Below are 13,751 nucleotides of genomic sequence, written 5' to 3'. Positions count from 1 at the left end.
TCAGCCGCGGTCGCACTCCTGCGCGCGCAGCGCCCGGGCCAGGTTGTCCCGGCACTCCAGCACCAGGCGGCGCAGCGCCGGGGCCGCGTCCGGGTGTCCGTCAAGCCAGGCGTCGGTCGCGTCCAGGGTCCGCTGCTCGGTCTGCAGCCGGGGGAAGAAACCGCCGACGATCCGCATCGCGATCTCGATGCTGCGCTGCTCCCAGACGGACTCCAGCAGCTCGAAGTACGGCGCGATGTAGCCGGCCGTCAGCTCACGCCGGCCGGGCTGGGCGAAGCCCGCGATCTGGGCCTCCACCAGGGCGTTCGGCAGCTCGTCGGAGTCCACCACCGCGGACCACGCGGCGGCCTTGGCCCCCGGGGTGGGCAGCGCGGCCAGGCACTTGACCGCCCGCTGCTTGCCGCTGGCGGTGTTGTCCCGCTCCAGCTCGGCGCCGATCTCCTCGGCGGTGGCCCGGCCGGCCGCGGCCAGGGTGAGCCAGAACTCCCAGCGCAGCTCCTGGTCGATCGCCAGGCCGTCGATCCGGCCGGTGCCGCCCAGCAGGCCGGCCAGCAGCTGGAGGTGTTCGGCGCCGTCGGCGGTCGAGGCCAGGAAGCGGGCCCAGGAGAGCTGGTGGTCGCTGCCGGGCCCGGCCGCGCGCAGCTCGCGCAGCGCGCACTCGGCGAGCAGCCGGCCGCCCTCGGCCCGCCAGTCGGGGGCGGCGTACAGGTCGAGGGCGGACTTGGCCTGCTGGTGCAGCGACTGCAGGACGCCGATGTCCGACTCCTGTCCGGCGAAGCGCAGCACCAGGTCGAGGTAGTCGCGGGCGGGCATCAGCGCGTCCCGGGTGAGGTTCCACGCGGCGGACCAGGCCAGCGCGCGGGCGAGCGGGTCGGTGAGCGAGCCCAGGCCGGTGCGCAGGGTCGCCAGCGACACCTCGTCGAAGCGGATCTTGCAGTAGGTCAGGTCCTCGTCGTTGACCAGGACCAGGGCCGGCCGCGGCCGGCCGGCGGCCTCGGGGACGGTGGTGCGGGCACCGGCCACGTCCAGCTCGATCCGCTCGGTGCGGACCAGCGCGCCGGTCTCGTCGTGGTCGTACAGGCCGACGGTCACCCGGTGCGGGCGCAGCGTGTCGCCGTCCTGGAGCACGGCCAGCTCGGTGATCCGGCCGTCGGCGTCGCAGACCACCTGCGGGGTGAGCGAGTTGACGCCGGAGGTCTGCAGCCAGGCGGCGGTCCAGGCCTTGAGGTCGCGTCCGCTGGTCTCCTCCAGCGCGCCCAGCAGGTCGGTCAGGACGGTGTTGCCGAAGGCGTGCCGCCGGAAGTAGCGGCGCGCGCCCTCGAAGAAGGCGTCCCGGCCGACGTACGCCACCAGCTGCTTGAGCACCGCGGCGCCCTTGGCGTAGGTGATCCCGTCGAAGTTCAGCTTGGCGTCCTCCAGGTCCCGGATGTCCGCCGTGATGGGGTGCGTGGTCGGGTACTGGTCCTGCTGGTACGCCCAGGCCTTGCGGCGGTTGGCGAAGGTGATCCAGGCGGACCGGTAACGGGTGCCCGCGCCGATCAGCCCGTAGGAGCCCATGAAGTCGGCGAAGGACTCCTTCAGCCAGAGGTCGTCCCACCACTTCATGGTGACCAGGTCGCCGAACCACATGTGGGCCATCTCGTGCAGCACCACGTTGGCCCGGCCCTCGTACGCGGCCTCGGTGACCTTCGAGCGGAAGACGAACTCCTCGCGGAAGGTGACGCAGCCCGGGTTCTCCATCGCGCCGATGTTGTACTCCGGCACGAAGCACTGGTCGTACTTGCCGAACGGGTACGGGTAGTCGAACTCCTCGTGGAAGAAGTCCAGGCCCTGCTTGGTGACGGTGAGGATCTCGTCCGCGTCGAAGAAGCGGGCCAGCGACTTGCGGCAGGTCGCGGCGAGCGGGATCTCCAGCGTGCTGCCGTCGGGCAGTTCGCGGCTGTAGTGGTCGCGCACCACGTGGTACGGGCCGGCCACCACGGCGGTCAGGTAGGTGGAGATCGGCCTGGTGGGGGCGAACCGCCAGGTCCGGGCGCCGCCCTCGCTCTCCACGCTCTCGTGCACCGCGTTGGCGTACACGTCCCAGGCGGCCGGCGCGGTGACCGTGAAGACGAACGGCGCCTTGAGGTCGGGCTGCTCGAAGTTGGCGAACACCCGCCGGGAGTCGGCCGGCTCGAAGTGGGTGTACAGGTACGTCTCGCCGTCGACCGGGTCGACGAACCGGTGCAGACCCTCACCGGTCCGGCTGTACGCGCAGTCCGCCTCGACCACCAGCACGTTGTGTGCGGCGAGCCCGTCGAGCGCGACCCGGTGCCCGTCGAAGACCTTCGCCGGGTCCAGCTCCCGGCCGTTCAGGGTGACCGTGCGGACACTCGGCGCCAGTAGATCCGCGAAGCTGCTCGCCCCCGGCTCGGCGGCGTCGAAGACGATGGTCGTGGTGGATCGGAAGGTCGCCGCTGCGGGGTCCGGAGCGGAGGTCAGATCGAGGTGGACGCGGTAGCTCTCCACCTCGATCAGTCCGGCTCGCTTCTGGGCTTCGTCGCGGCTCAGGTTCTTGCCCGGCACGGTGGTACTCCTGTCCGTATCAAGCCTTCGTGAGGCTGGGGTGCCGGCGAATCCTTTCATGCCCGACGCCCCGTACCATTGCACAGCGCGAGCAGGAATCAGCCGCCGGTCGAGGACGTTGTGCTGCTAGGTCAGACCGACCCGCATCCGTTGACTGAAGGGCACTGTCCGTGACGACTGCAGACTCCCGCAAGATCGCCGACTTCTGGTTCGACCCGATCTGCCCCTGGGCCTGGATGACCTCCCGCTGGATGCTCGAGGTCGAGCAGCTGCGCCCGGTGGACACCAAGTGGCACGTGATGAGCCTGTCCGTGCTCAACGAGAACCGCGACGACCTGCCGGACAGGTACAAGGAGCTGCTGGGCAAGGGCTGGGGCCCGGTCCGCGTCCTGATCGCGGCGGCGCAGCAGCACGGCGACAAGGTGCTCGGCCCGCTCTACACCGAGCTCGGCACCCGCTTCCACAACCAGGGCCTGCCGAACAACCGGGAGACCATCGAGGCCGCGCTGACCGCTGCCGGTCTGCCGGTCGAGCTGGCCGACGCCGCCGACACCGACACCTACGACGAGGCCCTGCGCGCCTCCCACCAGGAGGGCATCTCGCTGGTCGGCGAGGACGTCGGCACCCCGGTGATCGCGGTGGACGGCCCGGACGGCGGCCGGGTTGCCTTCTTCGGCCCGGTGGTCACCCCGACCCCGCGCGGTGAGCACGCCGCCCGCCTGTGGGACGGCACCGTCCTGGTGGCCTCCACCCCCGGCTTCTACGAGATCAAGCGCACCCGGACGGCGGGCCCGTCCTTCGAGTGACGGCTCCGCCCGGCGGACGGAAGGGCCCGGTACGCACCGCGCGTACCGGGCCCTTCCGTCGGTCACCGCCGCCGGGACGTCAGGCGGCGCTCCTTCGCCGGAGCCGGCCGACCGCGGCCAGCGCCACGGTGAGCCCGAGCGTGAAGTAGAGCTGGACCCGGTTGCCGCTGTCCAGGGTCATCAGGGCCAGGGTGGCGACGATGCCCGCCAGCGCCAGCCAGGTGAGGTAGGGGAACGCCCACATCCGCACGGTCAGCTGCTCGGGCGCCTCGCGCTCCAGCCGCCGGCGCATCCGCAGCTGGGCGACGGCGATGAAGGCCCAGACGACCAGCACCGCGGCGCCGACCATGTTGAGCAGCCAGCTGAACACGGTGGTCGGCCACCAGTAGCTGAGCAGCACGGCGAGGAAACCGAACGCCGAGGAGGCCAGCACCGCGAGCCGCGGCACGCCGCCGCTCACCCGGGACAGTGCCTTCGGGCCCTGGCCGCGGCGGACCAGCGAGTACGCCATCCGGGAGGAGCCGTAGATGTTGGCGTTCATCGCGGACAGCAGCGCGATCAGCACCACCACGTTCATCAGCTGGCCGGAGCCGGTGATGCCGATCCGGTCCAGCACCGCGACGTACGGGCCGGGCTTGATGACCGACGGGTCGTTCCACGGGACCAGGGTGACGATGACGGCCATGGAGCCGACGTAGAACAGGGCGATCCGCCACATCGCGGTCCGGACGGCGGTGGCCACGCTGCGCCGCGGGTCCTCGGACTCGGCCGCCGCGATGGTCACCGTCTCCAGGCCGCCGTACGCGAACACCGAGGCCAGCAGGCCGGTGATCAGGCCGGTGGTGCCGTGCGGGAAGAACCCGCCGCTGCCGGTCAGGTTGGCGGTGCCGGGGGAGGAAGTCCCGGGCAGCACACCGGTGATGGCCAGCACGCCGATCACCAGGAAGGCCGCGATGGCGGTCACCTTCACGGCCGCGAACCAGAACTCGAACTCGCCGAAGTTCTTCACCGCGGCCAGGTTGGTCGCGCAGAAGAAGCTCATGAAGATCGCGACCCAGATCCAGGACGGCACTCCGGGCAGCCAGCCGCTCATGATCCCGGCGGCGCCGATCGCCTCCGCGCCGACGCCGACGCACAGCAGGGTCCAGAACAGCCAGCCCACGGTGAGTCCGGCCCAGGGGCCGATCTCCCGCTCGGCGTGCACCGAGAAGGAGCCGCTGGCGGGGTGGGCCGCGGACATCTCGCCGAGCATCCGCATCACCAGCATCACCAGCAGCCCGGAGAGGGCGAAGGCCAGCACGATGGAGGGTCCGGCGGCGGCGATGCCCGCGCCCGAGCCGACGAAGAGACCGGCACCGATCACGCCGCCGAGCGCGATCATCGAGAGGTGGCGCTGCTTGAGGCCGTGCGAGAGCTGCCCCTCGGCCGAGGCCGGGGCGGGGGAGGTTGGCGAGGCGGGGGAGGCGACAGGATCGTCGGACCGCTCCAGGGTGGGCGGCTGCGTGGGGGTCGACATCGGGTCGGATCCAGACTGTTCGGATAGCGGAGACTTCGGACCACTATTCGGTATGGCGGACGGACCGGCCAAGGTGTGCGGCGAAACGGCCGCCATCCGGACGTTATTGTGACCGAAAGTAAGCGCACAATTGCGCAGATGTGTCCGAATCAGGCCGGACCCGACAAGTGCGGCCCTGACGGTTTGTCGGTTGCCGACGCCCGTCCAACCCCTTCCCAGCGCGTAGGTTCACAACTGTTCACCTGACCCGACGTGCCCGAACGGAAGATCCAGCCCATGGCCAGCGCCACCTCCGCACCGTCCGCCGCCGTCCTCGCCGACCTCCTGCCGGGTGCGACGACCCGACTCGGCACCCAGGCCCGCGAACTGGCCCTGGTGGCCGGCGGCGCCGCGTTCACCGGGCTCGCCGCGCAGCTCTCGGTCACCGTCCCCGGCTCCCCGGTGCCGGTCACCGGCCAGACCTTCGCCGCGCTGCTGGTCGGCACCGCGCTGGGCACCCGCCGCGGCATCGCCTCGCTCGGCCTCTACCTGCTCGCCGGCATGGCCGGCCTGCCGTGGTTCGCCCAGGGCAGCTCGGGTTGGGCCATGCCCAGCCTCGGCTACGTGATCGGCTTCGTCCTCGCCGCCGGCCTCACCGGCGCCCTGGCCCGCCGGGGCGCGGACCGCAGCCCGCTGCGGACCGCCGTCGCAATGGTCCTCGGCAACCTGGCGATCTACGCCGTCGGCGTCCCCTACCTCGCCCTCGCCCTGCACGTCCCGCTCGCCCGCGCCGCCGAACTGGGCCTCTACCCCTACCTGGTGGGCGACGCGCTCAAGGCCGCACTGGCCGTCGGCGCCCTTCCGCTCACCTGGAAGATCCTGGGCCGCCGCGGTTGATCGGGGCGTGCGGCCGGGTCGGCTGCCGACCCGGCCGCCGCCGCGTGCCACACTCATACCCATGCGCGTGTACCTGGGCTCCGACCATGCCGGATACGAACTGAAGAACCACCTTGTCGAGTGGCTCAAGGGGGCCGGCCATGAGCCGGTCGACTGCGGGCCGCACATCTACGACGCGGAGGACGACTACCCGCCGTTCTGTCTGCGCGCCGCCGAGCGCACCGCCGCCGACCCCGAGGCCCTGGGCGTCGTGATCGGCGGCTCCGGCAACGGCGAGGCGATCGCCGCGAACAAGGTCAAGGGCGTCCGTGCGGCGCTGGCCTGGAGCGAGCAGACCGCCGCCCTCGGCCGGGAGCACAACAACGCCAACGTGATCAGCGTCGGCGGCCGGATGCACACCGTCGACGAGGCCACCAAGTTCGTCGAGATCTTCCTCAACACCCCCTACAGCGGCGAGGCCCGGCACACCCGCCGGATCGAGATGCTGAGCGAGTACGAGACCACCGGCGAGCTCCCCCCGATCCCGGCCCACCACCCCCAGGGCTGATCCCGCACCACCCGACCCGCTCCACCCCACCCTCGACCACTGCCGCACGGGCCGTCAGAACCCGTGCGGCAGCCAGGGTGCCAGATCCGAGGCGAACGCCCGCGAGGCGTCCGCCAGCGCACCTTCGCGCAGCTCGGCCACCCGGCCGGCCGCCCCCAGCGCCGCGAGCGTCACCCCACCGAGATAGGCCGAGCCCAGCGCCCGCACATCCAGCGCCAGTTCGGCCGGCCGGTCGGTGCGCTCACAGCTCGTCCCCTTGCCCGGGCCGTCGCTCCGCAGCCGCCGGCGTCCGGTGTTCCACGGACAGAACTCGTCCGTCACCTCCAGCACCACGTCCACCGGCGTCGCGTAGCCGCGCTGCGCGAGCGCCGCGTCGACGTCGACCAGCCGGACGAAGAGCGAGTCCTCCAGCCGGGGCTCCAGCCGGCGCGGGTCGGAGGCGAGGTACAGCAGCGGGTCGTCGACCGGCCGGTTCCCGGCGGTCACCCGCTCCGTCAGGTCGAGCCCCAGCAGGTAGGACCAGAGCGCGGCGTACACCTGCGGGGACACCGCGTCGACGTCCCGCACCCTGACCGAGCCGGCCGCGTTGTTGTTGACCCAGGCGTCCTTGACCGCGTACCGCGCGTACCCCAGCAGCCGGCCGCTGCCGCGCTCCTCGGCGAGCACGCACTGCAGCGCGGAGTGCCCGGCACGTGAGCCGGGGGCGTCCAGCAGCGGAAGGCGCTCCCACCCGGGCCGCCGCTCCAGCATCCCCGGGCGCCGGGGCACCAGGCTCGCGTACAACTCCTCGCAGGCGGGGCCGGCTCCGGCCGGATCGGCCAGCCGCAGCCGGAGCTCCGGGGCTTCGGCCTCCACCGGGACGGGCACGGCGACCCGGCCGCGCGGCGCGGTCACCGCCATCCGCCAGCTGCCGACGCCGTAGCCGTACCGCCCGTAGATGGCCGGTTCGGAGGCGGTCAGCACGGCGATCGCCTCACCCCTGGCCCGGACGTCGTCGAGCTGGCGCCGCATCAGCGCGGTGAGCGCCCCCCGCCGGCGGTGGGTCGGCAGCACCCCGACCATGGTGACGCCCGCCGTCGGCAGCACCGCGCCGCCGGGCACCGACATCCGGAAGCTGAAGGCGCCGGCGCCGCCGACGATCTCGTCTCCCTCACAGACGGCCAGCGAACGGTCGATCTCGGTCAGCTCCTGCCAGAGGGCCCGCTCCTCCGGCTGCTCCTGCTCACCTCCGAAGGCGATCTCCAGCTTGCCGTACCAGCCGTCCCACTCCTCGGCGGTCAGCAGGCGGACGGTCAGGGACGAGGACGCGGATGTGTCGGCTGTCATAGGCCCACAGCTACCAGCTCGTCCGTACGAGCGCGACCGACTTTTGCGACATGTCCGGTCGAATGCGGTCACCCCCGCAGCCGTGCGCACCGGCGGCGCGCACGCTCCCCCCACCTGCGCGAAGCACCTCCGCAGTGGCCCGGACGGCGGCCGAAACGTACCGGGCCGCGGCCGGACCGCGCCCGCCGGCACCGTCCACCCCGTCGACGCCGGGCGCGGGCGGTGGATAAGGTCGGACCTCATGGCTGGCAGGAAGCCGGGCGCACCGCCCCAGACGACTGCGACGGGCCCGGCCGCGACGGCAGCCGCGGAGCCCGCCGCGGCCCTCCTGCGCGCCAGACTCCTGCGGGCCCGGCGCCGGGTGCGGCGCGCCGGCGTCGACTACTTCCGCGGCGACGGCGCCGACTGGCTCGCCTTCGCGGCCTTCCTGCTCGCCATCCCGCTGCTGGTGCTGCTGAACATCTGGATCCCCGCCTGGGCGCCGCCGACCGCCCTGGTGCTGCCGATCCTGGCCGGCGCGATGCTGCTGCGCCCTGGCACCCTGGTGCTGCTCTACGGCGCCGCCGCGCTCGGCCTGTCCACCGAGTCCCTGATCCACACCGGCGAACGGGTCGCCAGCAACCACCCCGAGCAGTACGTCTACGGGGTCACCCCCGGCGCCGCCCTGGTGGTCGGCGCGGTCGGCGTGGCCGGGCTGCTGGTCGCCCAGTTCCGCAGCCGGGTCGGCGTGCCCTGGCGCGGCGGCGGCTCGATGCTGTTCGACCTGCGCGAGCGGATCCGGGTCCAGGGCCGGGTCCCCAAGCTGCCCGAGGGCTGGCACGTCGACCTGGCGCTGCGCCCGGCCGGTGGCCAGTCCTTCTCCGGGGACTTCGTGGTGGCCGCCCGGACCGGGCCCGGCCGCCGGGTGCTGGAGGCCGTCCTGGCGGACGTCTCCGGCAAGGGGATGGACGCCGGCTCGCGCGCCCTGCTGCTCTCCGGAGCGTTCGGCGGCCTGCTCGGCTCGCTGCCGGCGCACGACTTCCTGCCCGCCGCCAACGGCTACCTGCTCCGCCAGGACTGGGACGAGGGCTTCGCCACCGCCGTCCACCTGGTGCTCGACCTGGACACCGGGGAGTACGAGCTGCTCTCGGCCGGGCACCTGCCGGGCATGCAGCGGCTGGCCGGCGCCGGCCGCTGGGAGGTTCAGGAGGCCGAGGGCCCGCTGCTCGGGGTCTACGACGGCGCCAAGTTCGACGGCGTCCGCGGGCGGCTCGGGCACGGCGACGTCCTGCTGCTGTGCACCGACGGCATGGTCGAGGTACCGGGCCGGGACCTGACCGAGGGCATGGACCGGCTGATGGGCGAGGCGGACCGGCTGGTGGCCGGTGCCCAACTCGGCGGCAGCCGGGGCGCGGCGGGCCGACTGATCGAGACGGTCGCCAAGGACGTCAACGACGACCGCGCGGTCCTGCTGCTCTGGCGGCAGTGACCGCGGGGCGGCCGGGCGCGCCGAAGTCGGCCGGGCGGCCGCACCGCGCCGAAGCCGCCAGGGCGGCCCCGAAGTCGGCCGGGCGGCCCCGAGTCGGTGGGCGTCGCGCCGGTGCCGAGCTGTCAAATCGCGAGTGGTGATCTTCGGCCATTCCTGACACTCCGCCGCCCCCGGGCACGACGCCCCGGCCCGCCCGCAGGTCTGCGGTGCTCGGCCGCGTCCGGCGGCCCCCGCCGACGCTTCGCGGACGCTCGGCCCGGGCCCTGCCGATGCTCCGTCAGAAGCCCTCCGCTAGGGTCTCGGACGGCGGAAATTCGTCCCACATGGCGGGATCTTCCTCGCAGGCTTCCGGCAAGTCCTTTACGGAGTCCGCACGAGCGACCACACTGAGTCCGGGTGGGCTGGTCGAGACTCGGGGGATTGGGGGCGAATCGTGCGTCAGGCGGCTATCGTCGGGCGGCTGCGGGTGCCCTCGTGGCGCTCCGGTCGCGGCGGGACGACCCGTCCGCCAGGGACCGTCCGGTTCCACCCCGCACCCCGCCACGAAATGAGGAAGTGAATCCGGGTGGCCTTCTCCGTCTCCGCGCTGGTGCTGTTCGGCATCATCGTTGTCATCTTCATCCGTAACAAGCAGCTGAAGACCAGCCACGCGATCATCGCGGCGCTGTTCGGCTTCATGGTGAGCCAGTCGACGGCTGCCAAGCCGATCCAGGACTTCCTCACCCAGCTCGCCTCGACGATCTCCTCCGTCGCGGGCTGACCACGCCGGGTCCGTCGGTCGGGGCCGGGCGGCCGGTGCGCCGTCCGGCGCTCTGTCCTGCCCTCGCGCAGGACCGGGGGCGGGCGGGCGGGCCGCCCCGGGCTAGCCGCGCTGCGGTCTGGCGCGACGCCAACGGTCGAGCAGCCTCGGGCGCCGGCTCACGACCGCTGTCTCGGCGGGCTCGGCGCCGCCGCCCGCCCGCGCCGCCGGCTGCTCGGCGGACTCGGCCACCAGCAGGATGAACAGCCTTGCCCAGCAGAGCCGTTCACCCCGCGGCCAGTCCAGCGCGCGCAGTGCGGCCGAGGCCCGGTCGGAGACGACGCCGTTCACCCGGACCTCGGCGACGTCCTCGCCCGCCCGGCCGCCGAGGAACAGCTTCACACCGTTCACCTGCGGCCCGGTCAACTCCTGGCGCAGCGCGTCCGCCAGCACCGGCAGCGGCTGATGGTCCGCGAGCCAGTCCGCCAACTGACGTGACCCGAAGCCGAACACCGCGGCCGGACCCTGCACCGCCTGCCAGCCGGGCAGTTCGGCCGAGCGGTAGTGGTCGCCGTACTCGCCCCGGCGGTCCAGCAGTTCGACCACGGCGGTGGCCGTGGTGGTGGCCCACATCCGGACGGCGTTGTCGAGCTGTTCCTCCTCGGTCCGGCCGAGCCCGGCCGCGCAGTCCCAGACCACCGGGCCGTCGGCGCGGCCCAGATGCAGGACATAGCCGAGGTCGACATGGCCCGTCCCGCCGTCACCGGGGTGCTCCCGTACCGCCACGGCCGTGGTGCCCGGCCCTCGCAGCAGCTCGCCGTCGACCGTGAACCCCTGTCCGAAGCGCGCCATTTCGCGGATCACGCTGCGCTGTATGACGTCCAGTCGGTGCTCCGGGCGCACAGGCCGGCTCCTTGCTCAACGGTGGGGGACTCGAACGCGTGTGAGGCTATCGGCCGCCACCCGGTCGCGGGAAACCAGCGGACAACTGGCGCCGTCTCAGGTACCGCCGGGGCGCGTGGAGCGGGCGCGTCGGCCGCCGTACGGGGGCGGGCGGGCCGGTCGGATGGGGTCGGGAGGCGCGGGGGCGCGGGAGGCACAAGAGGGGCGCGCGGGAGGGGCGCGGGAGGCGCGGGAGGGGAGCGGGCCTCCGGGGGCGACGGGCGACGGCCCGGGGGCCGTACCGGTGGTGAAATCCGTGACGGCGGGCACCGGGACGGGTGACGGGAGTCACCTTCGATTCCACGTCGACCACCTGACGGTGATATAGCCGTCGCGTGGCGTGAAATTCGGCACTCCCTGTGCGTGTGCGCATTCCCGGAGTGAGCGAATCGGCTGCGGTCGGCCTCAAGGTCACAGCGGAGCGTGACTTTCGGCCCAAGTGATCTTATGTCCGTTTCGTTCCTTACGCTCCGTCACTTGCTCCGTACACGCTTCATGGGTTTTGCTTCGTGACCTGCCCGGCAAACGCCGGGCGGGGCCACCGGGCGGAACGCCGAGTCCTGCCGCTGCCCGGGGCCGACGCACACCATCCGTGCACGGCAGGAGCGGGGGACCCAAGGTAAGTGCCGTTCCGGATTCTCCGGGCCGGCTTGGGGTGAAGCCGTGTCTTTTTCACGGCCGGGCGATCTCCCGTCCGAACCCGACAGCTCACCTCGTAGGCGTCGGAGAGGAACCGCTCAATGTCCGCTAAGGGCAAGCACCGTCGTCCCCGTCTGTCCCGTCTGACCCGAATTGCCGTCGCCACCGGTGTCGTCACCGCTGCCGTCGCGCTCCCGGCGACCGCCGCCCAGGCCCACGGCACCTCCGCCGACGCCCACGGCGCCGTCTCCGCCCCGGCCCCGGCCGCCGCGCCGGCCGCCCCGGCCGCCGCCCAGACCCCCGCCGACCACAGCTACGAGGTCGTCCACGGCGACAGCCTGTCCAAGATCGCCGACGCCCAGCACGTCGACGGCGGCTGGCAGAAGCTGTACCAGGACAACCGTCAGGTCGTCGGCGACAACCCGAACCTGATCTTCCCGGGCCAGAAGCTGAACGTCGCCGGCCACGCCGCGGCCCAGGCTGCCCCGGCCGCCCCGCAGGCCGACACCTCGAAGGCCTCCCGCTCCGAGCACCGCGCCCCGGTCACCCCGGCCCCCAAGGCCGAGACCGCCAAGCCGGCTGCCGCCAAGCCCGAGGCCCCGAAGCCCGCCGCCGCCAAGCCGGCCGCGCCGAAGACCCAGGCCCCCGCGGCCCCGGCCGCCTCGGCCCCCGCCGCCACCTCGGGCTACGTCGCCCCGGTCAGCGGCCCGATCGGCACCCCGTACCACCAGGCCGGCTCGGCCTGGTCCAGCGGCTACCACACCGGCGTCGACTTCGTCGTCGGCACCGGCACCTCGGTGAAGGCCATCGCGGCCGGCACCGTGGTCTCCGCCGGCAACGGTGGCGCCTACGGCAACGAGATCGTCATCAAGCACGCCGACGGCAAGTACTCCCAGTACGCCCACCTGTCCTCGATCGGCGTCCAGGTCGGCCAGACCGTGACCGCCGGCCAGCAGATCGGCCTCTCCGGTGCCACCGGCAACGTGTCCGGCCCGCACCTGCACTTCGAGATCCGCACCGGCCCGGCCTACGGCTCCGACATCGACCCGGTGGCCTACCTGGCCGCCCACGGCGTCAAGGTCTGATCCCCGGACCACCCAGCCGTACCCGCCGGAGGCCCGGCCCGGGACACCCCGTCCCCGGCCGGGCCTCCGGCATGCCCAGGTCTGGACGCTGGCCCGGTGCGATCTGACCGATGGTGGCGACCAAGTCGGCCGCGGGCGAGCCAACTTCTGCGCTGGAGATCGTCCTTGCTTGTGCTGGCGAGGGGGGAGGCTTCGGTGTCAGCCCGATATCCAGCGCCCGCGATGTTGCCGGACGAAGCGCACGTCGATCCGGTGCCGTGGGTGGGTCCGCAGGGCGGCCAGCTCCTGATGCGTCAGCCCGTCGATGACCCGGAGGTCATCGGTCAGGTAGCGGGCTCCGTTGTCGAAGAGCACGTGGCAGTTGGGACAGAGGCAGAGCACGTTCTCAGTGACGTCAGGTCCACGGTGCGGTCGGCCGAGGGCCTGAATGTGAGCGCCTTCGCTGTAGGTGGATCCCCCCGGGATCTCCAGCGTGAGGGCGCAGAGCTGGCACTGTCCGCCGTGCCACTGCTTCACCTGCTGGATGACCACGCTGTTGCGGACGGACCGCTGGACCGTGAAGGTTCGGGTGCGCGCCGGCTGATGGGGGAGGTCGCCATGGAACGGCACCACATCCTCGGCGACCTCAGCCTCCTCGGCTGCGACCATCCGGAACTGGCAGATTCGGAAGCCGTCAACACCCATCTTGATGCTGTGCGACTCCACGCGGAACAGGCCGTCGTAGCGAAAGCCTGCAGGAGGGGAGTATGCGGGGTCTCCGCTAGCTCCGCGGATCACCCGAACAAGGAGTCCCTCAAGCTGGCTGCGAACCAGGCCAGCGTTACCGGAATCGGTGAGCACCTGGTCACGGGTCTGCCGCCCGGTCGTGCTGTCGCGGCCACCGTGACCGGTGTAGATGATGACGTTGCCGTGATCCTCGTCGTCCACATACCCGCCGGATACCACGATCGAGTCCGCACCCTCGCGCGGGTTGCCGTGGATACCGGCCATCCGCGGGGCGTGCACGCCAGCTTCGCTGAGTTCAGTCCGGCGAGGGAAGTGTGAGCCGACCGGGTGCCCGTCAATGTGACCAAAGACCTTTGCCATCCACACAGTCTCGCAAGGATGTACGACGCGGCGGGTGTGTTCGGAGGACCCCACGGGTCCGCTGCGCTCGGTTGCGTGGTCGCCGAGCGCGAGAGGCGCGGAGCGGGCACGCCGTCCCCGGCGGGCTGTCCAACGGAAGCGGCCCCCAGCTCGGCG

Annotated in this window: 11 protein-coding genes and 1 riboswitch; of the genes, 6 read left to right on the top strand and 5 right to left on the bottom strand. The window is 72.5% G+C overall.

Annotated elements, in window-relative coordinates; translation table 11 throughout:
* Complete coding sequence (pepN, locus tag OG871_RS13805) at positions 1–2,565, bottom strand: aminopeptidase N (protein ID WP_371497045.1); 2,565 nt, start codon at positions 2,563–2,565, stop codon at positions 1–3.
* Positions 2,566–2,735: 170 nt separating this feature from the next.
* Between pepN and OG871_RS13800 the strand changes: the two genes are divergently transcribed.
* Positions 2,736–3,371: a disulfide bond formation protein DsbA gene (locus tag OG871_RS13800; RefSeq protein WP_371497044.1), complete on the top strand. Its 636-nt coding sequence runs from the start codon at positions 2,736–2,738 to the stop codon at positions 3,369–3,371.
* Positions 3,372–3,450: 79 nt separating this feature from the next.
* Here the strand turns inward: OG871_RS13800 and OG871_RS13795 are convergent, their stop codons facing one another.
* Positions 3,451–4,887, bottom strand: coding sequence for an amino acid permease (locus OG871_RS13795; RefSeq protein WP_371497043.1), 1,437 nt, complete (start codon positions 4,885–4,887; stop codon positions 3,451–3,453).
* Between the two features lie 276 nt (positions 4,888–5,163).
* Between OG871_RS13795 and OG871_RS13790 the strand changes: the two genes are divergently transcribed.
* Both OG871_RS13790 and OG871_RS13785 read left to right on the top strand, forming a co-directional pair.
* Positions 5,164–5,763 (top strand): biotin transporter BioY, encoded by a 600-nt coding sequence (locus OG871_RS13790; RefSeq protein WP_371497042.1) that lies wholly within the window; start codon positions 5,164–5,166, stop codon positions 5,761–5,763.
* 61 nt (positions 5,764–5,824) lie between these two features.
* The gene (locus tag OG871_RS13785; RefSeq protein WP_371497041.1) at positions 5,825–6,310 is read left to right on the top strand and encodes a ribose-5-phosphate isomerase; all 486 of its coding nucleotides are present in this window, start codon (positions 5,825–5,827) and stop codon (positions 6,308–6,310) included.
* Between the two features lie 54 nt (positions 6,311–6,364).
* Here the strand turns inward: OG871_RS13785 and OG871_RS13780 are convergent, their stop codons facing one another.
* Positions 6,365–7,636, bottom strand: a complete 1,272-nt coding sequence (locus OG871_RS13780; protein WP_371497040.1) for a GNAT family N-acetyltransferase — start codon at positions 7,634–7,636, stop codon at positions 6,365–6,367.
* 328 nt (positions 7,637–7,964) lie between these two features.
* Between OG871_RS13780 and OG871_RS13775 the strand changes: the two genes are divergently transcribed.
* Positions 7,965–9,104 (top strand): PP2C family protein-serine/threonine phosphatase, encoded by a 1,140-nt coding sequence (locus tag OG871_RS13775; protein WP_371503300.1) that lies wholly within the window; start codon positions 7,965–7,967, stop codon positions 9,102–9,104.
* A gap of 565 nt (positions 9,105–9,669) precedes the next feature.
* Positions 9,670–9,864 carry a hypothetical protein gene (locus OG871_RS13770; protein ID WP_350640734.1) on the top strand — a complete coding sequence of 65 codons (195 nt, stop codon included), beginning with the start codon at positions 9,670–9,672 and terminating at the stop codon, positions 9,862–9,864.
* Between the two features lie 102 nt (positions 9,865–9,966).
* Here OG871_RS13770 and OG871_RS13765 read toward each other — a convergent pair whose 3' ends face one another.
* Complete coding sequence (locus tag OG871_RS13765) at positions 9,967–10,746, bottom strand: DUF6348 family protein (RefSeq protein ID WP_371497039.1); 780 nt, start codon at positions 10,744–10,746, stop codon at positions 9,967–9,969.
* Between the two features lie 613 nt (positions 10,747–11,359).
* Positions 11,360–11,520, top strand: a riboswitch (cyclic di-AMP (ydaO/yuaA leader).
* A 5-nt stretch (positions 11,521–11,525) separates the two neighbouring features.
* Here OG871_RS13765 and OG871_RS13760 point away from each other — a divergent pair.
* On the top strand, positions 11,526–12,509 hold the full coding sequence (locus OG871_RS13760) for a peptidoglycan DD-metalloendopeptidase family protein (RefSeq protein WP_371497038.1): 984 nt from the start codon (positions 11,526–11,528) through the stop codon (positions 12,507–12,509).
* Positions 12,510–12,707: 198 nt separating this feature from the next.
* Here the strand turns inward: OG871_RS13760 and OG871_RS13755 are convergent, their stop codons facing one another.
* Positions 12,708–13,595 carry a YDG/SRA domain-containing protein gene (locus tag OG871_RS13755; RefSeq protein ID WP_371497037.1) on the bottom strand — a complete coding sequence of 296 codons (888 nt, stop codon included), beginning with the start codon at positions 13,593–13,595 and terminating at the stop codon, positions 12,708–12,710.
* Positions 13,596–13,751 lie beyond the last annotated feature (156 nt).

The organism is Kitasatospora sp. NBC_00374 (assembly GCF_041434935.1).
Classification (GTDB): Bacteria; Actinomycetota; Actinomycetes; order Streptomycetales; family Streptomycetaceae; genus Kitasatospora.
This window is presented reverse-complemented; position numbering and strand designations above follow the sequence as displayed.